Consider the following 23,277-nt stretch of genomic DNA (forward strand, 5'->3'; position numbering starts at 1 on the left):
TCTTGACCTTAGAGTGTGCTCTACACTTTAGGCTCAGGCTCATCCGACTCACAAGGAGCCTGTCATGACCTTTTTCGTTACCGGCGCGACCGGGTTTATCGGCCGCCATCTGTGCGCCCGGCTGACCGCCAGCGGCCAGCCCGTGCTGGCGCTGATGCGGGACCCGACCCGCCTGGCGTCATTCCGTGATCAGGTCACTGCCCTGGGTGGCCAGGGCACGTTGATCGACGCCGTACCAGGCGACCTCGACCACCCCGGCGTCACCGCGGCAGCGTTGCCGTCGCTCCGCGCCGTCATTCACCTGGGCGCCCGGTTTGCCTGGCGCATGGACGCGGCCGTCGCCCGGCGCACCAATGTGGACGGCAGCCTGGCCATCACCGCACTGGCGCGCCAGGCCGGCTGCCGGCTGGTGTATGTCAGCGGCTTTATGCTGGCCAATGCCGCCCACCTGCAGCGGTTGGCGATCAACACGGCCACCCCGGCCCGCACCGACTGGCCGCGCCTGTACCGCCGTGCCGGCGCGTACGAGGCCAGCAAGCTGGAAGCCGCGTTCCGTGTCCGCGATTTTGCTGCCGCCCACGCCCTGGACTGGGTCGAAGTCCTGCCGGCCACCGTCGCCGGACACAGCCGCAGCGGCGACCTCGACAGCGCGCAACCATTGCACACCCTGATCGACAATCTGGCCCGGGGCCGGCTGATGAGGGTCCCCGGCAGCCCGGCCCACTGGCTGCCGCTGGTGCCGGTGGATACCCTGGCGCAGTTGCTCGCGGCCGCCGCCCTGGCCCCCGCACCGCCCCCGCGCCTGCTGGCACTGGACCCGGACACGCCCACTCTGCAGGGCATGCTGGCGGTGCTGGCGGACACCCTGGGCCGGCGGGCGCCGCGCCGGTACCTGCCGATACCCGTGCTGGCCGCCCTCCTGCGGCTGCCGGGCCTGCCCACCTTGATGAATACGGCACCGGAAGCGCTGCATTTCATTCAGCCGACCCGGTTCGACACCCGTGTGACACAACACTTCCTGGCCACCTCATCGATTACCATGGCCCCCATCGAGCACGTGCTTCGCGCCAGCGCGCAGCATTATCTGCGCACACAGGCGGGCAGCACGGCGGATACGCAGCCGGTCTGACTGCGGTGGCGGGCAGCGGGTTAGTCCTGCCCTGGGGCCTGTGGCATAATGCGCGCCCCATCGCGGCACGCCGGTTTTCATACTGCCGCTGCCGCGCCCGCCCTGCTGATCCGGTAGAAGACATTGCTGACCACAGCCAACATCACCATGCAGTTCGGCCCCAAGCCGCTGTTCGAAAATGTGTCCGTCAAGTTCGGTGACGGTAACCGCTACGGCCTGATCGGTGCCAACGGCTCCGGCAAGTCGACCTTCATGAAAATTCTCGGCGGTGATCTGGAGCCAAGCGCCGGCAATGTCTCGAAAGCGCCGGACGAGCGCATCGGCAAGCTGCGCCAGGATCAGTTCGCCTATGAGCAGTACAGCGTGATCGACACTGTGATCATGGGGCACGATGCGCTGTGGAAGGTGAAAGCGGAACGCGATGCCATCTACGCCAAGCCGGACATGACCGAAGAAGACGGCATCCGCGCCGGGGAGCTGGAAGGGGAATTTGCCGAGCTGGACGGTTACACCGCGGAATCCCGCGCCGGCGACCTGCTGCTCGGCGTCGGCATTCCGGTGGAACAGCACTTTGGCCCAATGAGCGAAGTCGCGCCGGGCTGGAAATTGCGCGTGCTGCTGGCGCAGGTGCTGTTTTCCGATCCGGATATCATGTTGCTGGACGAACCGACCAACAACCTGGACATCAACACCATCCGCTGGCTGGAGGACATTCTCAACCAGCGCCAGTGCACCATGATCATCATTTCCCACGACCGCCACTTCCTGAACAGTGTCTGCACCCACATGGCAGACCTGGACTATGGTGAACTGCGCGTCTACCCCGGCAACTATGACGAGTACATGACCGCCGCCACCCAGGCCCGCGAACGCGTGCAGTCGGACAACGCAAAGAAAAAAGCACAGATCGCGGAGCTGCGCACGTTCGTCAGCCGCTTCTCCGCCAACGCGTCGAAATCACGCCAGGCGACCTCGCGCGCCAAGCAGATCGACAAGATCAAGCTGGAAGAAATCAAGCCGTCCAGCCGCCAGAACCCCTACATCATTTTCGAGCAGGACAAGAAACTGTTCCGCAATGCGCTGGAAGTGAAAGGGCTGGCCAAGCAGTTCGACGGCGTACCCCTGTTCAGCGGCCTGGACCTGACCGTGGAAGTGGGCGAGCGCATCGCCATCATCGGTGCCAACGGCGCCGGCAAATCAACACTGATGCGCTGCCTGGTCGGCGATCTGGCGCCCGACGCCGGCCAGATCAAGTGGTCAGAGAACAGCGCCCTGGGTTATTACGCACAGGACCATGCCGCCGATTTCGTCGAGCGGCTGCACCTGATCGAGTGGATGAGCCAGTGGGGGAAACCCAGCGATGACGAACAGATCATCCGGGGCACCCTCGGCCGGCTGCTGTTCACCCAGGACGACATCGCCAAGACCGTGAACGTGCTCTCCGGGGGTGAACAGGGCCGCATGCTGTTCGGCAAGATCATGCTGCAACGGCCGAACATCATGCTGCTGGACGAGCCGACCAACCACCTGGACATGGAATCCATCGAGTCGCTCAACCTGGCGCTGGAAAACTATCCCGGCACCTTGCTGTTCGTCAGCCACGACCGCGAGTTTGTGTCTTCGCTGGCCACCCGCATCATCGAGCTGACACCCACCGGCATCGTCGATTTCCACGGTACCTACGAAGATTACCTGCACAGCCAGGGCGTGGCCTGAGCCCGCCCACCCGCAGCGCTGCCGGTGCTATTCCGGCAGCGCGTAGGTGAGCACGTAATCGCCGCTGGGTGTCTCCATAAAGTGGTGCCCGGCTGCGACGATCATCAGGTACTGGCGCCCACCGGCTTCATACATCAGCGGGTTGGCCTGGCCACCCGCCGGTAGCGCTGCCTGCCACAGCGTCTCGCCGGTGCGCAGATCAATGGCACGGATCAGATCGTCGGTCGCTGCCGCGATAAACACCAGTCCGCTGGCGGTCAGCACCGCACCACCATTGTTCGGCGTGCCGATCACGAACGGCAGCCCTGAGCGGATGCCCCAGGGGCCGTTGGCGCGGGCAGTGCCGAACGGCCGGTCCCACAGCGTGCGGCCGCTCCTGACCTCCACCGCGCGGATACCGCCGTAGGGCGGTTCCTTGCACAGCAGCCCGGTGTACTTCACCCGCCAGCCGGCGTTGACATCAATCGCGTAGGGAGTGCCTTCCTGCGGGTCACCCTGCCCTTCAGCGCCGCCCTTGTCCTCCGGCAATTCGTCACGCGGGCGCCAGCCGTAACGGTCCGCCTGCTCGCGCGGCACCAGGCGGTTGTAGTTCGGGGTGATGTTGTAATTCAGCAGCATCACGCCGCGCACCGGGTCCAGCGCAGCACCGCCCCAGTCGACGCCACCGTTATAACCGGTGAACTCGATCCAGGGACGGTCTGCCTGGGGCGGCGTGTACATCCCTTCATAGGCAGCCTCGTGGAACTGGATGCGGCAGAACAACTGGTCGTAAGGCGTCATGCCCCACATCTGCTGTGGCGTCAGGTCCGGCTGCTGCACGGTGTGGTACAACGAATAAGGTTGCGTCGGCGAGCGCATTTCCGGCTCGGCGCCACCCTGCGGCACCGGACGCTCCTCGATGTCCACCAAAGGGTCGCCCGTGCGCCGGTCGAACACGTAGATGTCGCCCTGTTTGGTGGGCAGCAGCACCGCCGGCACCGGGCCATTGTCGGTAGGAAAATCCAGCAGCGTCGGCTGTGAGCCGAGATCGTAGTCCCACACATCCACATGCGTGGTCTGGAAATGCCACACCGGCAGCCCGGTGGTCACGTCCAGTGCCACCAGCGAGGTGGCCCATTCGTTTTCCGCTTCGGTGCGCGAGCGGCTCCAGTAATCCGCCGCGCTGTTGGCCATCGGCAGGTAGACCAGCCCCAGCGCATTGTCACCGGCCGCCGCCGTCCACATATTCGGCGAGCCACGCACATAGGTCTCGCCCTCCTCAAGCGGCCCGCTGTAATCGGGGCGCGCCGCATCCCAGGCCCAGGCCAGGCGGCCGTCCACGGCGTCGAACCCCTTGATCACTCCCGAGGGTGGATAACGACGCTGGCCATCGAGCACCTGGTGGCCGGTGATCAGCACATCGCGCACCACCACCGGTGCAGAATTGATCGACACATAACCCGGCGGTGTCTCGCCCATGCCTTCTTTGATATCCACTTCGCCGCCGTTGCCGAAGCCGGTACAGGGTTCGCCGGTGCCCGCATCGACGGCGATCAGGCGGCCGTCGAGCGTGCCGGAGAAAATCCGCTGCGCGCACAGGCCATCGCTGCCGGCCAGGCGTGCCGGCGGCACTTCGTAATAGGTCACGCCACGGCAGGCGGCGGTGTAGGGAATTGCGTCGCTGGACACCTGCGGATCATAGCGCCAGCGTTCTTCGCCGCTGGCTGCGTCCAGGGAAATCAGAACGTTGCGCGACGTGCAGAGATACACGGCGTCGCCGATTTTCAGCGGCGTGGTTTCCGCCCCCCAGCGGTGCTCCAGCAGATCGCCGGTGCGGTACTGCCAGGCGACTTCCAGTTGCGCGACGTTGTCCGGCGTGATCTGCGATAACGGCGAATAACGTTGTGCGGCACTACCGCCGCCATAGGCTGGCCAGTCCTGCGGCGCCGGGTTGTCCGCCGGCTGCGCGCTGCCGACATCCGTATGCAGCGAGGCACCGAAGGCCGGCGCTTCAGCATTACGCGTCACACCATGCGGCACGAACAGCAGCACCCCGCCCACGACGGCCAGCAGCACCAGGCCGCCGGCCGCACCCCAGGCCGGCGCGCGGCGAAAACCGAGTTGCGGTGCGACCAGCGCCACCAGCACGCCCAGCCCGAGGATGACATCCAGGCGCGGGATCCAGCCCCAGTAACGGTTGCCGGTTTCCCACAGCGTCCATAACAGGGTGCCGATGAAAATCAGCGCATACAGCCAGACCCCGGTACGGCGTCCCGCGATCAGCAGGCCGCCAGCCAGCAGCATGCCCAGGCCGGCCAGCAGGTAGTAAAGGCTGCCACCGAGCAGGGCCAGGCGAATGCCGCCGAACAGCAGCGGCAATCCCAGCAGGGCAACCAGACCACCCACCAGCCAGAGCAGTGGGCCACCGCGCCCACGGTTGTTCCCTGAAGCGTGCATACCGAATCCCTCCGCATTGAGCAGGGCGTTGCGCCCTGCCCCTTGGTAGCACGCGGCCGGTGAGGCACGTCAGGGCGTTTTACAACTTTTAGCATGTGCTAAAGGAAACGCCGGCCGCCCCTTTTATTCACCGCATCCTCTCCGGTGCGGCTCAGCCTTCCACGCCAAGGAAGCGGAACGGCTCCGCCTGGCGGAACGCACCGGTGGCATTGCCGGAATAGGTATGGTCCTGCTCCGGCCCCAGATCCAGCTTCATTACCTTGCCTGTCTCGGCAGAAAAATCGAGCGCCTTGAGATCTACCCAGAAGGTATTCGGTGTCAGCGCCGACTCAAAAAAGTAGAGCAGCCGCTGATGGTCTGCCACCGTGCGCCAGCGTGTGGAGGAAATGTTCGGCTGGTCCGGGGTGGCAATACCGTACGGCACCGACACATTGCGGATCACGCTGAATACACTGGCCAGCGCGCGGTTCGGGTCGTCATCTTTCGGAATCGCGTTCACATAGAATGCCGCGCGGGCAAAGCGGTCTGCCGCGCGGTTGGTGCCCGGCAGCATCACGGTGCCGCCGATCTGTTGCCAGTAGGCATTGAGCGCCAGCTGTTCCTCGAAAATCGGCGAGTTGGTCATCACCTGGTAATCGCGGCTGTGATGAATCACCTGCTTGCCGCCGATGTATTCGATAATGGCGCTGTCACCGCTGGCGTCGGACATCGACAGGTGCAGTGTCGCCAGGCGGCTCTCGCCGGGTACATTGTCGGAAACGATAGTGAATGGCTCGCGCCGCAGCGCCTTCACCGCCTCGTCGACGGTGGCGAAATTGTCCAGCACATACTGCGCCCAGGCCGCCAGCGTCAGGCCCGGCTTGCTGCGCCGGGTGAACTCGGGGTATTCGGATTCCACCAGCCACAGCACGTTGGCCATCAGCCCGGCTTCGTTCAGGCCGTCGGTGGTGGAGATATCGTAGCCGGTGGCAATCACGCTGCCGTAGCGGGAGGTCCAGCGAAGCGAGTTGGCACCGGCTTCGCCAGTGCGGGCCATGCCGCGCGGGAACACCCACAGGTGCGTGGCAACGTCGTTTTTCCAGTCCATGGAACGGGCGGTGATGATGTGCCCATCGGCACCGTGATACACCAGCCGGGTGCAGGCCTGCGCCACTGGCCAGGCCAGCGCGCCCAGCAGGGCAATAAACAGGATCAGCAGTCGGTCACGAACAGGGGAATGCAGCATGTGGGAGGCTCCTTCTCCGGGGGGCGGTATGCCGTAGCGTACCCCGATTCCGGGAGGGGCGGGAGTCACACCGCCGCGCTGGCGCGCGGCGGCGGAGGACAGTCAGTCCAGATGGTCGAGGGTCACTTCCAGGTCCTGCTTGGCGACGTTCACACCCCAGAAGGTGTAGGTGTCGTCATCCTCATCAACCAGACGCACATCAAACAGCGGCGAATCGTAACCCTGCAGGGTGATCCGCACACTGGCGCCGTCCTCGAGAATATCGGTACCCAGTACATCCTCTTCCCATTCATCGGAATGCTCCGGGCTGACATAGGCGTACAGGATATCGAAACCGGTGCTGTTGGTGATGGTCAGAAAATAGTTGTCTGCCTGGGCATGCGTCGCCAGCAACAGTGACAGACACAGCCCGAAGAGCCATTTCAGGCGCATACGTAACCCTCCATTTTTTCCTTCTGAATGTTTCCTGATAGATCAAGAACCCCGATCAAGCCACGCCAAGGATACCCAAAGTCCCCGGCGAGAGCATTAGCTTCGCCCGAACAGCGCGCCCATACCAGTGTCGCAGTGTAAACCGGCCGGCCCGTCGGTCGGGCCGCCTCAATCCTGCCGGCTGTCAGCCGATAACCCGCTCAACGACGACCGCAAGGAACAGGGCATGCACGCACTGACCATGGCCAGAAAACTCTGGGGCGCGCTGGGTATTACCTGGCTGGCAATACTGCTGCTGATGGGCTGGATGAACTGGCAGAACCGCCAGACCATCCAGCAGGAACGACAGGACACGCTGCGACATATGGTCAGCGCGGCGCAGCACCAGCTTGCTGCGCTGTCAGAACAGGTAAAGCGCGGTGACCTGTCGATCGACCAGGCCCAGGCCCGGGGCCGGGAGGCCATCGCCAGCATCCGTTTCGGTGATGGCGACTACCTGTTCGCCTTCGACCCGGCCATGCGCATCCTGGTGCACCCGGTGTTCGAGCGCGGCACGGACATGAGCGATTACCAGGATTCCGGCGGCAACATGATTTTTCATATGCTCATGGACGTGGTACGCCGGCAGGGCAACGGCTTCGTCACCTACCACACCACCCGTGCCGGCGGCGAAGAAGAATTGCCAAAGCTGACCTACATGGATGTCTATGCGCCCTGGGACTGGTACATCGGCACCGGCGTCTACCTGGACGACATCGACACCGCATTTCACGCCTCGCTGTTGCGCTCGCTGGTGATCCTGCTGGTCATTGGCGTACCGATGACTCTGCTGATGGGCTGGATCATCCGCGATACCACCCGTCGCCTCGGCGGCGACCCCGCCTACGCCGCGAGGGTAGTGCGCTACATCGCCGACGGCGACCTCACCCGCACCACGCAGCTTGCTGCAGACGACCGCGACAGCCTGCTGTTTCATATCAACCGCATGCGCGAAAGCCTGCTCGATACCATTCGCGCCATCCTGCACAGCGCCGATGACGTGAACAGCGCCGTGCTGGAAATTCGCGGCGGCAACGACGAACTCGCCACGCGCACCGAACAGCAGGCCGCGTCGCTGGCGGAAACCGCCAGCAGCATGGAGCAGATCACCGCCACCGTGAAACAGAACGCCGACCATGCCGACCACGCCCGCCGCCTGGCCGGCGACACCGAGGACCGGGCACGTGCCGGACGCGGCGCCATGGAACAGGTGATCGAATTGATGCAGGCCATCACCCAGAGCGCCCGCCAGATGAGCAGCATCGTCGACACCATCGACGGCATCGCCTTCCAGACCAATATCCTGGCGCTGAATGCCTCGGTGGAAGCCGCCCGCGCCGGCGAACAGGGGCGGGGCTTCGCCGTGGTCGCCAGCGAAGTGCGCAACCTGGCCAGCCGTTCCGCAGACGCGGCCCGCGAAATCAAGGCACTGATCGAAGGTGCCCACGCACAGGTGGCGCAGGGCAGCCGGCAGGTACAGGACACCGGCGACATTATCGCCAGCATGAGCCACGACATGACGCAACTGAACACATTGATCAGCGAAATTTCCACTGCCTCGACGGAGCAGAGCCACGGCATCGGGCAGGTGAACCAGGCGGTGACACAGATGGATCAGATGACGCAGCAGAATGCATCACTGGTGCAGGAAAGCAGCCGGGCATCGGAAAAGCTGGCCACCCTGAGCAAGGTCATGCGCGAACGCGCCAGCCGCTTTACCGTGGCGGACTGAACAGGGCCGGCAAAAAAAACGCGCCACCGGCATGCCGATGGCGCGTTGTCAGCCGGCTACGCTGCGCAGCTTGACCAGTTCGTTCATCAGACCATCCAGACCACCGTACACGGAAATCCGGTCGATCCGGCCGGTGACACGTTCCAGCGCCTCCAGCTCTTTCAGCCGCATCAGTACCGGGCTGTTCTCCATCATTTTTGCCGTGTTGTGCAGCGATCGCATCGCCTGGGTTTCTTCGCGGCGACGAATCAGGTTGGCCTCCGCCTCTTTCTGCGCCTGCACCACCTGATTGAGGATCTCCTTCATTTCACCCGGCAGGATGATGTCCTTCACGCCGACACTCAGCAGGCCGATACCGACGTCTGCCAGCGCGTCTCTGGCCGACGCCAGCAATGCGCCGTTGAGCGCATCTTTCTGCTCAAGCAACTCGTCCAGCGAGCGTGTGCCCACCGCTTCGCGCAAGGCCAGTTGCAGCACGCGATACGTGTAGGCGGCCGCGTCTTTCAGCATTGAGGCCAGCTTGCGTACATCGGTCACCTGGTAGCTGGCCGACAGGTTCAAACGCAGGGATACCCGGTCACGTGTCAGGATTTCCTGACCGCTCACTTCGGTTTCGGTCACACGCAGGTCCACCAGCGTCACATCCACTGAGCGGCCCACCTGCCAGTAACCGTAGCTGCCGGCTTCCAGCACTGCCTGAAGGCCACCATTGACCCGCAACAGGCCCACATGCCGTACCGGCACATCGACGCTGTACACCAGCGCACGGGCCTTTTGCAGCAACGGCACATTCAGGCTCTTGCACAGCGGACCAAGCAGCGCGGCCGGCAGCGCCATGTCCTGCGCAATGTCGATCAGTTCGACACGCAACTCATCGACATGCCGCCACAGTACCAGCTCGCTGGCCGGCGGCAGCAGGTCCATCAGCTTGCCGTCGCGGTAGACCAGGGCCACCTGCGTATCGCCGGTCGCATAACGTACCAGATGTTCCTGCAGTGCGGCGTGCTCGCGCATCAGGTACTTGATGTCCGCGCGCGCCATCACCAGATCACTGGTGTGGTAGCTCTCCAGCGTGACGTTGCCGCGCAGCAGGCTGACGCGATGGCGGCCCGGCAGCAACAATTTTTCATAACGGCCGCGACGCCACAGCAACACACGTTGCTGATCGGCGACATCCACCGTCATCCAGAGTTTCATCATCACACTACTCCCTGTTTCATTATGGCTTTCGTCAGGTGGAACCTGCCCGCCGCACGGCGGCGGACGGTCTGGGTCACCGGGGTGAACGCCAGCTTGCCGGCTCACATGCAGCGGCCGGTGTTGAACGGGTGGTGCCAACCACGGCCGGGCCGCGCCGTTCTCCACCGGCGTACCTGTGTCACGCCAGTCACCAGCCACCGGCCGCGGCCAGCGCGGCGGACAGGCTCCGGGTTTGAGATTTTCTGCATGGGTAACCGCCATGTGGGGAGTCGAACCCCGGCCCTCCGGCCTTCCCGCTCGCTACGTGCTGTAGCAGGTGCTATCACGGGACTCGAACCCGTGACCCGCAGGCATGGCCTGCTGCTCTACCCGGCTGAGCTAGATAGCCTGTTCGCGCTGCAATGACGACCGGTACACGGCCAGCCACGGGCCGCCGCGCCAGGCTGGTGCAGAACCAGCGCCGCTGTTCGTCATCGACAACGTCGAACCTGTTTGCGGAATAGCGCTCACGCTCTATTCCGGCATCTGTGTGCGCATGCCGCGCAAACAAAAAAAGCCCGGAAGGTTTTGCCTTCCGGGCTTTTTCCAATGCAACCGGGAAGGCAGCGCCTTCCCGACTGAAAGACGCACGCTTAACGCTGTACCGCCACCTCGTTCATGGCGCAACGCCGCACAACGCTGTCGATGCAGCGTGGCTGGCTGTTCTTGATCACCGTGTGTCTTTGCATAATGTATTGATCACTGTGCCGGTAAAAATCAGGGCGGCAAGAATACGCCCGGCACTCACATTGTCAACCATAAAACGCCGATTATTTTCAAACAGCAGTTTGATATTTTTCCGTCCGCACCGTCGCCCATGCCGATCATCCACCACCACTCTTGATGCGCTCGGGCAAAACAGGCAACCTCGCCAGGTCTTCCACCAGCCAGGACCCGGTCCCATGCTCCGCAGCAAACTGCCCGACCTGGGCATCACCATCTTTACCCGCATGACGCAACTGGCACAGGAAACCGGCGCCATCAACCTGTCACAGGGCTTTCCCGACTTCGCGCCACCGGCCGCGCTGCTGGACGCAGCGATGCGGCACCTGCGCGACGGGCAGAACCAGTACGCGCCGATGACCGGCATCGCCTCCCTGCGCGAACAGGTGGCACACAAGATTGCCCGGCGCTATGGCCGGCAGCTCGACAGCCAGCGCGAAGTCACCATCGTGCCCGGCGCCACGGAAGCCATCTTCTGTGCCATCCAGGCGGTGGTGCAGCCCGGCGACGAGGTGATCCTGCTCGACCCCAGCTACGACAGCTACGCACCCTCGGTGCACCTGGCCGGCGGCCGGTGCGTGCATGTGCCGTTGCAGCAACCGGATTTCTCGATCGACTGGCAGCGTCTGCAGGCGGCGTTCTCGCCGCGTACCCGACTGCTGATCATCAACTCGCCGCACAATCCCAGCGGCGCGCTGATCTCCCGTGCCGACCTGGACCAGCTCGCCGCCCTGCTGCGCGGCCACGACGCCTGGCTGCTCTCCGATGAGGTCTACGAACACCTGGTCTACGACGGCCAGCTGCATGCCAGCGTGCTTGCCCATGATGCGCTGTACCAGCGCGCCTTTGTGGTCAGTTCATTCGGCAAGACCTACCACGTCACCGGCTGGAAAACCGGTTACGTGGCCGCGCCGCCAGCACTGACCGACGAACTGCGCAAGGTGCACCAGTACGTCAACTTCTGCGGTGTGACACCGCTGCAACACGCGCTGGCCGATTTCATGGCCGCGCATCCTGAGCACCTGGATGAGCTGCCACACTTCTACCAGGCCAAGCGCGACCTGTTCTGCCAGTTGCTGCAACCGTCGAAGCTGCGCTGCGTGCCGGCACCCGGCACCTACTTCCAGCTTGCGGACTACAGCGCCATCCGCGACGATCTGGACGATGTGGCGATGGCCGAATGGTTGACCCGCGAAGCCGGCGTAGCGGCCATCCCGATTTCCGTGTTCTACCGCGAACCGCCGAAGGACCTGCGCCTGGTACGCTTCTGCTTCGCCAAACAGGACCTGACCCTGCAACAGGCTGCCGAGAGGTTATGTGCGCTATGAATGATCTGACGCTGGCACTGGTGCAGACCACCCTGCACTGGGAAGACCGCACGGCCAACCTGAGCGATTTCGATGCGCTGCTGCCCGCCGCGCAGGGTGCCGATGTGGTGATCCTGCCGGAGATGTTTACCACCGGCTTTTCCATGGCGCCGGAGCGGCTGTGGGAAGCCGCCGACGGCCCGACCCGTGACTGGCTGCTGGCCCAGGCACGCGCCCTGGATGCCGCCGTTACCGGCAGCGTGATCGTGCGCAACAGCGATGGCCAGTATGTGAACCGCCTGTACTGGGCCCAGCCGGACGGCATTGTGCTGCATTACGACAAGCGCCATTTGTTCCGCATGGCCGGTGAGCACGAACACTACGCCGCCGGCAGCGAGCCCCTGTCACTGATGTGGCGCGGCTGGCGTATTCGTCCGCTGATCTGCTACGACCTGCGCTTTCCCGTCTGGAGCCGTGCCACGGACACCGACCTGCTGCTGTATGTTGCCAACTGGCCCGCCCCACGCCGCCTGCACTGGCTGCGCCTGCTGGCCGCGCGCGGCATCGAGAACCTGTGCTACAGCGTCGGCGTCAACCGCATCGGCGACGACGGCAAGGGCGTGCCGCACAGCGGCGATTCGGTGGTGTGTGATTTCCAGGGCGAGACACTGCTGGACGCAGAAAGCGAAGACGGTGTGTTCCACACCACGCTGTCTGCCAGCGCCCTGCAACAATATCGCGAGCGCTTCCCCGCCTGGCGCGACGCCGACCGCTTCACCATCACGCCATGATTCATCCGATCCTGCGCATGGGGGATGCGCGCCTGCGCCGCGTGGCCGAGCCGGTCACGGCGTTCGACACCCCGGCATTGCACCGCCTGGTGGCCGATATGTTTGACACCATGGCCGCTGCCAACGGCGCCGGCCTGGCGGCGCCGCAGATCGGCGTGAACCTGCGCGTGGTGATTTTCGGTATGGCGCACAACCCGCGCTACCCGGAGGCACCGCCCGTGCCACGCACGGTGCTGGTGAACCCGGTGCTGGAACCGCTGACTGCCGAGCAGCACTCAGACTGGGAAGGCTGCCTGTCCGTGCCCGGCATGCGCGGGCTGGTGCCACGCATCACGCGGTTGCGGTACCACGGGTACGATCAGTTCGGACAACGTATTGAACGCTCTGTGGACGGTTTCCATGCGCGCGTCGTGCAGCACGAATGCGATCACCTGGATGGCATTCTCTATCCGCAACGGATTCGGGACCTGAGCCAGTTCGGCTTCAGGGATGTGCTGTTTCCCGGCCAGGATCTGCCCGACGACTGAGCCCACCCTGCGGCCGGCAATGGCTCACCCGTCCGCCAGCGCCACCGCCTGATAACGCTGCCCCGGCGCAACGATCTGCTGCTGCGCACTGACCAGCGGCAGATCCCGCGACCCTTCGGGCGTGGCCTGCACCAGCGCATAGAGCGTGGCGGTGGTCATCTCCAGCGCCTCGGGCAATGCCAGCCCCGCCAGCAAACGCCCCAGCAACGTCGCGGAAAACACATCGCCCATGCCATTGGGCAGCGGATGACGCGCCAGGCGAGGCGTCGTCACCAGCCAGGCGCCGTGACCATCCACGGCCAGCGTGCCCAGCATGTCTGCCGGCATATCCGGTGTCGCCAGGCTGGTGATCACCACCACATCCGGCCCGCGCCCGCGCATCTGCCGCGCAGCACGCACCGCCTGCCCGATGCTGTTCAGCGGGCTGTCCGTCAGCAACTCGAATTCAAACTGGTTCGGCGTGATGATATCGGCGAACGGTATCGCCTGATTGCGCAGAAAATCCGGAATCGCCGCATTGACGAACACACCGCGCCCCACGTCGCCCATGACCGGGTCACACAGGTAACGCACCGCCGGATTGCCCCGCCGGATATCGTCCACCGCTTCAAGAATCACCTCGCCCGTGCCGGCGTCACCCAGATAGCCCGACAGCACCGCCGCCACGCGCGACAGCACTCCGCGTTCGCGCAGCCCCAGCAGCACATCGCGGATATGCGCGGCCCCAAACACCATGCCGCGAAACTGGCCATAGCCGGTGTGGTTGGAAAACTGCACCGTGTTGACCGGCAACACCTCGAACCCCAGGCGCTGCAGCGGAAACACCGCCGCCGCATTACCGACATGGCCCAGTGCAACATGGGACTGAACAGACAACACCAGGGACGGCACGGCATCACACATCAGGCACGGCAACTCCGCAACAGGAAATCGGCTTTCAGCATAGCTGTTATGCACATGGCGGCGCATCCTCTGGGCCGCAGGCGCCTGCCACGCTTTTATCGGAAGCCCTTCATCGCCCGCGCGGTGTCCTTCTGGCGTTTATCGGCTACTGATCAGCGGCCACGCATCCACCAGCCGGCGCCGCCCTGGCCATCCAGGCCGCCGGCTGGTAGCAGCACCTGACACGCGTTTCACGCACAAAAAAAGGGAGGCCACGTTTACACGTGCCTCCCTTTTTTAGCAGCCACCCGTCAGTTCAGGATGGCTGTTGCCCGTCTTTTCAGAGCGGGACAATGTTCTCGGCTTGCGGGCCTTTCTGACCCTGCGTGATGGTGAAGCTCACGCTCTGACCTTCGGTCAGGGTTTTGAAGCCGGTGCCGGTGATCGCACTGAAATGCGCGAACACATCCGGGCCACCTTGTTGCTCGATGAAGCCGAAGCCTTTGGATTCATTGAACCATTTGACGGTGCCGGTGACTGTGCCAGACATAATATCGTTCCTGTAATACATGGAGTAACGTGCCCCGAAATCGGGACGTTCAACGCTGGAGCGGGGCTATTACTTATGAATTACGAGACTAAGAACTACCGAGAGGGCATCGAAGCGGGCTTCATAAGATGGCATACGTTCAAGCTGGCAGCCAGTGTCCGCTGTTGTGAGCCAGGAGTCAACGTATTTCATCGGCATCGCGCGGGCACAGGTTGTGGCATCGCCTTTTTCGCTCAGCTGCAGCCTGCGCCTGACGCAGGATCACACGCCGGGCACCGCCAGCCGCGCCAGCTTGTCCGGGTTGCGCATGATGAAAATCCCCGTCGCACGGCCCGCCCCGTCACAAGCGAAGCTCACCGAGGCCACGATACGCCCGGCATCGAGCAGCAGCGCACCGTCGCCCCCATTGATCCGGGTGCGGTGCCACCGGTAAGCCTGCCAGTAGGGGTTGAGCCTGTCGGCGATAAACGCCAGCACCCGGGCCTTGCCAGACAACGGTTCAAGCAACGCCTGCACCTTGCCGCCCCCGTCGGTTCTCAATTCAATGTCGTCCGCCATCAGCAGCGCAAGCGGGCCCGTATCCCCTGTGGCCACCGCGTCCTGGAACGCCGACAGCAGTGCCTGCTGACGTGCCGGCGGTACCCTGCTGCGAATATCGCCACCGCCGATATGCTGCCGTGCGCGCGACACCAGCTTGCGGCAGGCCGCCTCTTGGACACCCAGCGCCAGCGCCACCTCGTCGTAGGGCTGCCCGAAGACCTCGTACAACAGGTACGCCGCCCGCTCCCGGGGGGTGAGCCGCTCAAGCAGCAGCAGAAATGCCGTCGACAGCGAGGACGCCAGCTCCAGCGCCGCCTCAGGGGCCTCCTCCGTCACCGTCTGGATCGGTTCGGGCAACCAGGCACCGACGTAATCGACCCGCGCCTGATGCGCAGCGCGCAGCATGTCGATGCTGCGGCGCGTACAGGCCGTGGTCAGCCAGGCAGCGGGGTTGGCAATGGCCCGCCGGTCGGCCTGGCTCCATTTGAGAAAGGTGTCCTGCACCGCGTCCTCGGCTTCAGCGACCGAGCCGAGCACCCGGTAGGCCAGCCCGGTCAGGAAACCGCGCTGCTGCTCGAACAGCGCCATGTCGTCCGGCTCAATCATGTCAGTGTCCCGACACCTGGATACGGTTCCACAGATTGATCATGGCCACCGTCGCCGTCAACGCGCTGATTTCCGCGTCACTGAAATGCTCGCGCAGCGCTGCGCGCAAGGCTCCGTAATCTGTCTTCCGGTCCAGCACAGTCAGTGCCTCGGTCCAGGCCAGCGCCGCCCGCTCAGGCGGCGAAAAGTCGCTGACATGCTCCCACACCACCAGGCGGTCCAGCCGTTCGCTGGTCTCGCCATCCTCCCGCGCCTCCCGGACATGCATCTTCACGCAGAAGGCACAGGCATTCAGCTGGGAGGCGCGCAATTGCACCAGATGGTGGAGCGGGCGCGCCAGGCCGTGTGTATCGATGGCGCCATGGACCCGGGTCAGGGCATCGATGACATCGGGGAGGGTCTGGAAGTGGTTGACGGGCTGGCTGGTCATTGGGGCTCTCCGTAAGTGGCTGTCTACCCCTGTGACGATCCAGCCCCCCGGTCTGTGACATGGCCACCTGAATAAAAGCGAGGGCGGCACCCGCCGTTCTGCCCCCCTGCCCGCGCCCCGGTGTCACCGCCGGGTGATTTTCAGTGTGAGCCGGCTCGAAAAAAACACGCCCCGACCGCCGGCGCCGGAAATGCCCGCTACCCCGATGGTCGATCATAGCAACACGGCGAGTTGCGCCACGGCCGCCCGCACAGGACTTGATACCAGGGAGATCCCCGCCATGCCACGTCGTCACCGGACCGTCCTCATCGTGGTCAGCACGCTGGCGCCATTGTTGCTGGTGGCGCATCTGTTGCTGCCGCTTTTCATCCGGGACTACCTCAACAGCCGCCTGCAGGACATGGGCAACTACCACGGCCATATCGAAGACATCGATCTTGCGCTGTGGCGCGGCGCCTACCGGATCAACGGCCTGATCATTACCCGCACCGACGCCGACATTCCGGTGCCGTTCTTCGAAGCGCCAGAGACAGCGCTTCAGATCAGTTGGCCCGCCCTGTGGCGCGGCGCTGTGGTGGCACGCGTGCACTTTGTCTCGCCACGGCTGAATTTCGTTGACGGCGGAGACCAGGCCGCCGGCCAGTCCGGGGAAGGAGTAGACTGGCGAACACGGCTGGAACAACTGGTGCCCATGCGCATTGACGAGCTCGGTATCGAAAACGGTCGCGTTCATTTTCAAAACTTTTTCAGCGACCCGCCGGTGGACGTCGCCATCCACAGCCTGGACGGGGAAATTCTCAACCTGCGCAATACCCGCGATGCCGAGGGCACACGTGTGGCGACCCTGACCGCCGAGGGCCTGCTGGAGGGCAACACTCCCGTGGAAGCCCGGGTGCAGCTGGACCCGTTTGGTGCACTGGACAATTTCGACTTGCAACTGCGCATTACCGATCTGGACCTGACCTCACTGAACGACATCGCGGCCGCCTACGGCCGCTTCGATTTCGTCAGCGGCCAGGGCGATTTCGTGATGGAGCTGACCGCCCAGGAGCGGGCACTGAGCGGCTATGCCAAGCCACTTTTCCATGACATGGATATCTTTTCGTGGGAACAGGATGTTGAAGATGACGATCAGTCGCTGCTGAGTGCCGGCTGGGAAGCACTGGTAGGCGGCCTCACCACGCTTTTCCGGAACCAGCCCGAGCAACAGTTCGCCACCCGCGTGCCCATTGAAGGCTCACTGGACGATACCGAAGTGAGTCGGCTGCGGGCGATCAGTGCCATTCTGCGTAATGCGTTTGTTGAGGCTTATAAACCCTGGTTTGAAGAGCAGACCGGACAAGACCGATAGCACGGCCCTGCCGGGCAGTCGGCCTGCGCATGACCAGGCCCCGGCACGCCACACCCGCCGGCGGCCTTTTCAGCAAGACAGGCAATGAAAACCATTATCATTATTGTTATAGTACCGCCCCAGCGATCAGCCCATCCCAACCGTCACGGGGCCTCTCATGGTAACGACCCACTTCCGGCTTTCTGCTCTTTCCTTCGCTATTTGCTCGGCCACCGTCTTCTCTCCTGCCCTGGCACAGACGCCACAGCAGTCCAGCGACGGCGCCTACCTGCTGGAGACCGTCGAGGTGCAGTCCAGCGCGGACGCCTCCCGGGGCGGCCTGAGCCAGCCCTATGCCGGCGGGCAGGTGGCCGAGGGCGGGCAGGTCGGCATTCTCGGCACCCAGGCGGTGATGGACACCCCGTACAGCTTCACCAGCTATACCGAACTGCTGATCGAGGACCAGCAGGCCGCCAGCGTCGGCGAGATCCTGCTGAATGATCCGGCGGTGCGCGTAGCCCGTGGCTTTGGTAACTACCAGCAGGTGTATATCGTGCGCGGCCTGCCGGTGTTTTCCGACGACATGACCTACAACGGCCTGTACGGCCTGCTGCCACGCCAGTACCTGTCCTCGTCATTCATTGAGCGGGTGCAGGTCTTCCGGGGCGCCAACACCTTCCTGAAAGGCGCCGCACCCGGCGGCAGCGGCCTGGGCGGCGCGGTGAACATTGTCCCCAAACGGGCACCCAACGATCCCCTGACGCAACTGACCGTCGGCGGCCAGACCGGCGGCCACGGGCATGCTGCGGCCGATATCGCCCGGCGCACGGACGATGGCCGCTTCGGCATTCGCGTGAACGCCGCGCGGCGCAGTGGCGACATGGCCATTGATGGCGAATCCTCGGAACTGTCGATGGCGCATATCGGGGTGGATTACCGGGGCGACGCGCTGCGCGTGTCGGCTGACCTCGGCTATCAGGATCATCGTGTGGACGGCGGGCAGCCGAACATTACCATCGCCGGCGGCGTGCCGATTCCGGATGCACCGGATGCAACCAAGTCCATCGGGCAGTCATGGACCTATTCCGACTCTGAAGATCTTTTCGGCACGTTGCGTGCGGAGTATGACTTTGCCAGTAACGTGACCGGCTGGGCGGCGTTCGGTGCGCGGACCAGTGATGAAGCCGCCATTTTTGCCAACCCGACTGTCAGCAATATCAACGGTGACTATTCCGCCAGCCGTTTCGACAATACTCGTGAGGATACCGTCCTGACCGGTGAAACAGGCGTGCGAGTTCACTTCAAGACAGGCACTATCGGCCATACACTCAGCCTCTCTGGCGCCACCTTCGAAGTTGAAGCAAACAATGCCTATGCGATGTCCTCAGGCGGCGTGACAGGCAATATCTATCGCCCCACCTACATCGCGCCGCCAGCACCGACTGCTTTCACCGGTGGCGACCTTGACGATCCAAAGCGAACGCTTCGGACCCGCATGCAAAGTGCCGCACTCTCTGACCAGCTTTCCATGCTCGACGATCGCCTGCTCGTAACCCTTGGCGCCCGCTACCAGGAACTGCTCGACAGAAGCTATACCTACGGCGTCGGCGCACGCTCTGCCAATTATGAAGATCATGCCGTCACACCGAGCCTGGGTGTGCTCTACAAATTCACGCCGGGTATTTCTGTCTACGCGAACTACATTGAAGGGCTGCAGAGAGGCGAATCAGCACCGGCGCTGGTCGGCACGCAGCCGGTCAGCAATGCCGGCGAAAAACTGGAACCGTATAAAACCAAACAAAGCGAAGTGGGCCTGAAATACGACGGCGGCACGCTCGGCGGCAGCGTCTCCGTATATCACAGCCGCAAACCGGTTGCGGGCCTCAATGGCAACAGTGTCTACGAAATCCTTGATCACCAGGAAAACACCGGCCTGGAACTGATGGCCTACGGCCAGATCACTCCGACCATGACCGTCCTCGGCGGCATCAGCTTCCTCGACGCCGATGTGGATGGCGACAAGGCCATCGGCTCCCCGGAAACCCAGGCCAACGTCAATCTGGAATATCGCGTGCCCCAGTGGCAGGACGTCACCTTCGACGGCCGTGTCATCTACACCAGCTCGCAATACGCCGATGCCGGCAATCAACAAAAAGTGGACGCCTGGACACGCCTGGACCTCGGCGCACGCTATCTGGTCCCGCTGGCCAACGGCACCTTGCTGACACTGCGCGGTCGCGTGGAAAATGTCACCGGCGAAGACTACTGGGCGTCTGTCGGCGGCTTCCCCGGTGCGGGCTACCTGACCGTCGGCGCACCACGTACGCTGCTGCTCTCCGCCACTTTCGATTTCTGACCCGACAAACCCAAGCGCCCCGGCCACCGGGGCGCCCAGGCAGTCTCGACTATGAAACAGAACACACTGCGCCTCTGGTCCGCCGTCCACACCTGGACCAGTCTCATCTGCACCGCCTTTATGCTGATGCTGTGCCTCACCGGCCTGCCGCTGATATTTCACGACGAGATCGAAGCGCTGCTGGATGACCACGCCTGGCAACCGGCCAACCCGGACGGGCCGATGCTGTCGCTCGACGCGATACTGGCCGCCGCCTACGCCAACCGGCCCGGCGACGTGCCGCTGTTCATGAGTTTCGACACTGACCGCCCGGTAGTGAATGTCACCAGCGGTCCGACACCGGACGCAGCATCAGACGACATGCACTTCGCCTCCTTCGACCGCACCAGCGGCGCGCTGGTACCGGCCCACGACGACGGCGGCGTAATGCATTTTCTGCTGCAACTGCATACCGACATGTTCCTCGGCCTGCCGGGCATGCTGTTCCTCGGCGCCATGGGGCTGTTGCTGGTGGCCGCCATCGTGTCCGGCGTGGTGCTTTATGCGCCCTTTATGCGCAAACTGGATTTCGGCACCTTGCGCACCCATCGCTCACGGCGCCTGAAATGGCTCGACTACCACAACCTGCTCGGCATCGTGACTGTGGCCTGGCTGCTGGTGGTGGGCCTCACCGGCGTGGTGAATACCCTGGCCAATCCCATCGTCGATGCCTGGCGCAATCAATCCCTGGCGGACCTGACCGCCGGCTACGAAGGCAGCGCCATCCCCACGCCAGCCGAGATGGCGTCACTGGATCACGCCGTCGCGCAGGCCGTCGACGCCGCACCGGACATGACACTGCAGTTCGTGGCCTTCCCGGGCGGCAGCTGGTCCACCGACTACCACTACGCGATTTTCCTGCACGGCAATACGCCGCTGACCTCGCACATCATTACCCCGGCACTGGTGGATGCCCGCACCGGCGCGTTCGCCGACATGCGCGAGATGCCCTGGTACAACAAGGCACTGGCGCTGTCCGGCCCGCTGCACTTCGGCGATTACGGCGGGCTGCCGCTGAAAATCCTCTGGGCGATCCTTGATGTATTGACCATCGTGGTGCTGGTGACCGGCCTGTATCTGTGGGTCGTCCGCCGCCGCGCGGCGCCACGGGACACCCGGCAACCCGCCGCACTGCACCCTGCTCCGGAGCAACCATGACCCCGTCTCCGCGCGCACGGCGCTCCAATACGTTCTGGCAGATCTTTGCCTTGCCCCTGGTCACCGCCCTCGCCAGCCTGGTCGGCCTGGTGGCCGCCCTGCTCGGCGACGGGCCGCTGAACGTCATTGCCTGGATCGGACTGGCGGTGCCGGTGGGGCTGGTATGCTGGGCAATGGCGTGCAAACCGGGCCGCCCGGAACGTTAAGGCCCTGCGACGCATCCCGGGCGCTCACCCCACATATCGACAGGCGGCTGTCACTCACACAGCCATTGGCGGGATAATGCGCCTGTCGCCGGGTGTCCGGGTGCCGCGACGCTACCTGGCACCCGGTGTCCGGCGGCATACTGCGGCCCCGACCCTCTGGAGCAGATTGTGTCCGGCAAGAGTCACCACGATGCGCTGATCGGAAAGATCTATGACACCTCGCTGATGCCCGGCGACTGGGTGGATCTGCTCGATACCATCGCCGGCTGGGCCGGCGACCAGCCGGACACCACTGCGCCCGACGGCAACGTGGACCAGTTGATCAGCCACCTGGAACGCGCTGTGCGCAACAGCGCCTATATTCATGCGCTGGAAGACCGCAGCCGCATGCTCAACAGCATGTATCACCAGATGCCCTGGCCCATGCTGATGCTGGATGACCAGATGCAGGTGCTGGAATACAACCCCGCCGCCCAGCGGGCACTGGCCGACGGCCCGGTGCAGCTGCTCGCAGATGGCCAGTTGCGCTTCAGCGACAGTGAACTGCGCCGCGCGCTCAGGCGCGTCAACACCATGGAAGGTGGCCGGCAGATACAGTTGCTGAATTCTGCCCGCGACACCCTCACCCTGCTCTGCCTGCCGGTGGAAAAATCCGATGCGCCGGGCCCGGTGGCCCGCATCCGCACCATTGTCTGGATGCTCTCCGGCCACCGTGTGGTGATGCCGTCACCGGAAATGCTCCAGTCGGTGTTCCATATCACCCAGGCCGAATCACGGCTGCTGCACCTGCTGTGCAAGCTCGGCAACCTGCAACAAAGTGCTGACCTGCTATCCATCAGCGTGCACACCGCGCGCAGCCAGCTCAAATCCACCATGTCGAAACTGAACGCGTCCAGCCAGGTGCAACTGGTCAGCCAGGCGATGGGGCACGCGCTGGTGCAGGCCGCCCAGCCGGACCAGGCGCAGCCGGGCAACGAATACACCATGACACTCCCGGATGGCCGGGTACTGAGCTGGTATGAATACGGCGACCCGAAAGGCCGTCCGCTGCTGACGCTGGATAACCTGGGCGGCGCCGTGCCCGACCACACCCTGTTCGAAGACTGGTACCGGCAGCAGGGGCTGCGGGTCATTCTGGTGATACGGCCCGGCTACGGGTTGTCCACCGCGCGGCGCGGCATGGAATTTCGCGACCTGGGGCCGGACCTGCGCGCACTGTGCGAACACCTCAACCTGTGCCGGCCACCCATGGCCGCCTATTGCGGTGGCGGCCCCTACGCTTTGTGCGCCGCCGCACTGGAGCCGGGTCTGTTCGACAGGCTCGGCCTGCTCGCCACCACCGTGCCCATTGAGCACTTCGAACTCGACAAGCTGGACCGTATCCATGCCATGTTCCTGCGCTTGTTCCGCAAGGACCCGCGCCTGTTCGTACTGGTGGGCCGGCTGGCCCTGCGCGGCGTGCAACGCGCTCCGGAAAAATACTTCGGCCGGCTGGCGCAATCGTTGTGCCCGAGTGATCAGCAGGTACTCAACGACCCCGACCTGCTGGCGCGTCTGATCCACCGCATGCGCCAGAGTCATTTTCAGGGAGCCCGCATCATCATTGACGAATATCTGCGCCTGCAACAATCCTGGGGGGTGGACCTGGGACGGATCAGTGTGCCCGTGCTCATGTGGCACGGTGAAGATGACCGGGTGATCTCCCTCGGCGGCGCACGTGCACTGGCCAGGGACATTCCCGGCGCGCAGTTCCGCGCCTTGCCGGGGCAGGGCCGCTTCCTGATTTATCAGGTATGGCAGGATTTCCTGACAGAACTGCTGGCGCTGCCGCAGGCAACGCCGGGGATACGCAATACGCACTCCCTTCCCGCCTCGGCATGAGCT

Annotated in this window: 19 protein-coding genes and 1 tRNA gene; 11 read left to right on the forward strand and 9 right to left on the reverse strand. The window is 64.0% G+C overall.

Going from position 1 to position 23,277, the window contains the following annotated elements; translation table 11 throughout:
• Window positions 1-64 precede the first annotated feature (64 nt).
• The gene (locus S7S_RS16250; protein ID WP_008733271.1) at window positions 65-1,129 is read left to right on the forward strand and encodes an NAD-dependent epimerase/dehydratase family protein; all 1,065 of its coding nucleotides are present in this window, start codon (window positions 65-67) and stop codon (window positions 1,127-1,129) included.
• A 123-nt stretch (window positions 1,130-1,252) separates the two neighbouring features.
• Window positions 1,253-2,845 carry an ABC-F family ATPase gene (locus S7S_RS16255; protein WP_008733269.1) on the forward strand — a complete coding sequence of 531 codons (1,593 nt, stop codon included), beginning with the start codon at window positions 1,253-1,255 and terminating at the stop codon, window positions 2,843-2,845.
• Window positions 2,846-2,872: 27 nt separating this feature from the next.
• Here the strand turns inward: S7S_RS16255 and S7S_RS16260 are convergent, their stop codons facing one another.
• The 3 genes from S7S_RS16260 to S7S_RS16270 all read right to left on the reverse strand — a co-directional run bounded on the left by S7S_RS16260 (window position 2,873) and on the right by S7S_RS16270 (window position 6,938).
• The gene (locus tag S7S_RS16260) at window positions 2,873-5,281 is read right to left on the reverse strand and encodes a membrane-bound PQQ-dependent dehydrogenase, glucose/quinate/shikimate family (RefSeq protein WP_008733267.1); all 2,409 of its coding nucleotides are present in this window, start codon (window positions 5,279-5,281) and stop codon (window positions 2,873-2,875) included.
• 151 nt (window positions 5,282-5,432) lie between these two features.
• Window positions 5,433-6,506 (reverse strand): linear amide C-N hydrolase, encoded by a 1,074-nt coding sequence (locus tag S7S_RS16265; RefSeq protein WP_008733265.1) that lies wholly within the window; start codon window positions 6,504-6,506, stop codon window positions 5,433-5,435.
• Between the two features lie 102 nt (window positions 6,507-6,608).
• Entirely contained in the window at window positions 6,609-6,938 is a 330-nt protein-coding gene (locus S7S_RS16270) for a hypothetical protein (RefSeq protein WP_008733263.1), read from the reverse strand.
• Window positions 6,939-7,164: 226 nt separating this feature from the next.
• On the opposite strand from S7S_RS16270, the gene S7S_RS16275 reads away from it, so the two are divergent.
• Complete coding sequence (locus tag S7S_RS16275; protein WP_008733262.1) at window positions 7,165-8,709, forward strand: methyl-accepting chemotaxis protein; 1,545 nt, start codon at window positions 7,165-7,167, stop codon at window positions 8,707-8,709.
• A 48-nt stretch (window positions 8,710-8,757) separates the two neighbouring features.
• On the opposite strand, the gene S7S_RS16280 is transcribed toward S7S_RS16275, so the two are convergent.
• Together S7S_RS16280 and S7S_RS16285 are read right to left on the reverse strand one after the other, a co-directional pair.
• Window positions 8,758-9,909: a slipin family protein gene (locus S7S_RS16280; RefSeq protein WP_008733261.1), complete on the reverse strand. Its 1,152-nt coding sequence runs from the start codon at window positions 9,907-9,909 to the stop codon at window positions 8,758-8,760.
• A gap of 315 nt (window positions 9,910-10,224) precedes the next feature.
• Window positions 10,225-10,297, reverse strand: a tRNA-Met gene (locus S7S_RS16285).
• A 553-nt stretch (window positions 10,298-10,850) separates the two neighbouring features.
• Between S7S_RS16285 and S7S_RS16290 the strand changes: the two genes are divergently transcribed.
• The 3 genes from S7S_RS16290 to def are packed head-to-tail and all read left to right on the forward strand — an operon-like array spanning window position 10,851 to window position 13,296.
• Window positions 10,851-11,999, forward strand: coding sequence for a pyridoxal phosphate-dependent aminotransferase (locus tag S7S_RS16290; RefSeq protein ID WP_008733260.1), 1,149 nt, complete (start codon window positions 10,851-10,853; stop codon window positions 11,997-11,999).
• Window positions 11,996-12,769, forward strand: a complete 774-nt coding sequence (locus tag S7S_RS16295) for an amidohydrolase (protein ID WP_008733259.1) — start codon at window positions 11,996-11,998, stop codon at window positions 12,767-12,769. The genes S7S_RS16290 and S7S_RS16295 overlap by 4 nt, the downstream gene beginning before the upstream one ends.
• Window positions 12,766-13,296, forward strand: coding sequence for a peptide deformylase (gene def, locus S7S_RS16300; protein WP_008733257.1), 531 nt, complete (start codon window positions 12,766-12,768; stop codon window positions 13,294-13,296). The genes S7S_RS16295 and def overlap by 4 nt, the downstream gene beginning before the upstream one ends.
• Window positions 13,297-13,320: 24 nt before the next feature.
• Here the strand turns inward: def and pdxY are convergent, their stop codons facing one another.
• From pdxY to S7S_RS16320, 4 genes are all read right to left on the reverse strand, one after another.
• On the reverse strand, window positions 13,321-14,199 hold the full coding sequence (gene pdxY, locus S7S_RS16305; protein ID WP_008733256.1) for a pyridoxal kinase PdxY: 879 nt from the start codon (window positions 14,197-14,199) through the stop codon (window positions 13,321-13,323).
• A 319-nt stretch (window positions 14,200-14,518) separates the two neighbouring features.
• Window positions 14,519-14,728, reverse strand: coding sequence for a cold-shock protein (locus S7S_RS16310; RefSeq protein ID WP_008733255.1), 210 nt, complete (start codon window positions 14,726-14,728; stop codon window positions 14,519-14,521).
• A gap of 261 nt (window positions 14,729-14,989) precedes the next feature.
• A complete protein-coding gene (sigJ, locus tag S7S_RS16315; protein ID WP_008733254.1) occupies window positions 14,990-15,874 on the reverse strand; it encodes an RNA polymerase sigma factor SigJ in 885 nt (294 codons plus the stop codon).
• A gap of 1 nt (window position 15,875) precedes the next feature.
• Window positions 15,876-16,304, reverse strand: a complete 429-nt coding sequence (locus S7S_RS16320; RefSeq protein ID WP_008733253.1) for a carboxymuconolactone decarboxylase family protein — start codon at window positions 16,302-16,304, stop codon at window positions 15,876-15,878.
• A gap of 280 nt (window positions 16,305-16,584) precedes the next feature.
• Between S7S_RS16320 and S7S_RS16325 the strand changes: the two genes are divergently transcribed.
• The 5 genes from S7S_RS16325 (at window position 16,585) to S7S_RS16345 (ending at window position 23,274) form a co-directional block, all read left to right on the forward strand.
• Complete coding sequence (locus tag S7S_RS16325) at window positions 16,585-17,655, forward strand: DUF748 domain-containing protein (protein WP_008733252.1); 1,071 nt, start codon at window positions 16,585-16,587, stop codon at window positions 17,653-17,655.
• A gap of 157 nt (window positions 17,656-17,812) precedes the next feature.
• Window positions 17,813-19,990, forward strand: a complete 2,178-nt coding sequence (locus S7S_RS16330; protein ID WP_035202981.1) for a TonB-dependent receptor — start codon at window positions 17,813-17,815, stop codon at window positions 19,988-19,990.
• Between the two features lie 51 nt (window positions 19,991-20,041).
• A complete protein-coding gene (locus S7S_RS16335; protein WP_008733250.1) occupies window positions 20,042-21,187 on the forward strand; it encodes a PepSY-associated TM helix domain-containing protein in 1,146 nt (381 codons plus the stop codon).
• On the forward strand, window positions 21,184-21,393 hold the full coding sequence (locus S7S_RS16340; protein WP_008733247.1) for a hypothetical protein: 210 nt from the start codon (window positions 21,184-21,186) through the stop codon (window positions 21,391-21,393). Before S7S_RS16335 ends, S7S_RS16340 begins: the two co-directional genes overlap by 4 nt.
• Before the next feature lie 168 nt (window positions 21,394-21,561).
• Window positions 21,562-23,274 carry a bifunctional helix-turn-helix transcriptional regulator/alpha/beta hydrolase gene (locus tag S7S_RS16345; RefSeq protein ID WP_008733246.1) on the forward strand — a complete coding sequence of 571 codons (1,713 nt, stop codon included), beginning with the start codon at window positions 21,562-21,564 and terminating at the stop codon, window positions 23,272-23,274.
• Window positions 23,275-23,277: the final 3 nt, after the last annotated feature.

The organism is Isoalcanivorax pacificus W11-5 (assembly GCF_000299335.2).
Taxonomy (GTDB): Bacteria; Pseudomonadota; Gammaproteobacteria; order Pseudomonadales; family Alcanivoracaceae; genus Isoalcanivorax; species Isoalcanivorax pacificus.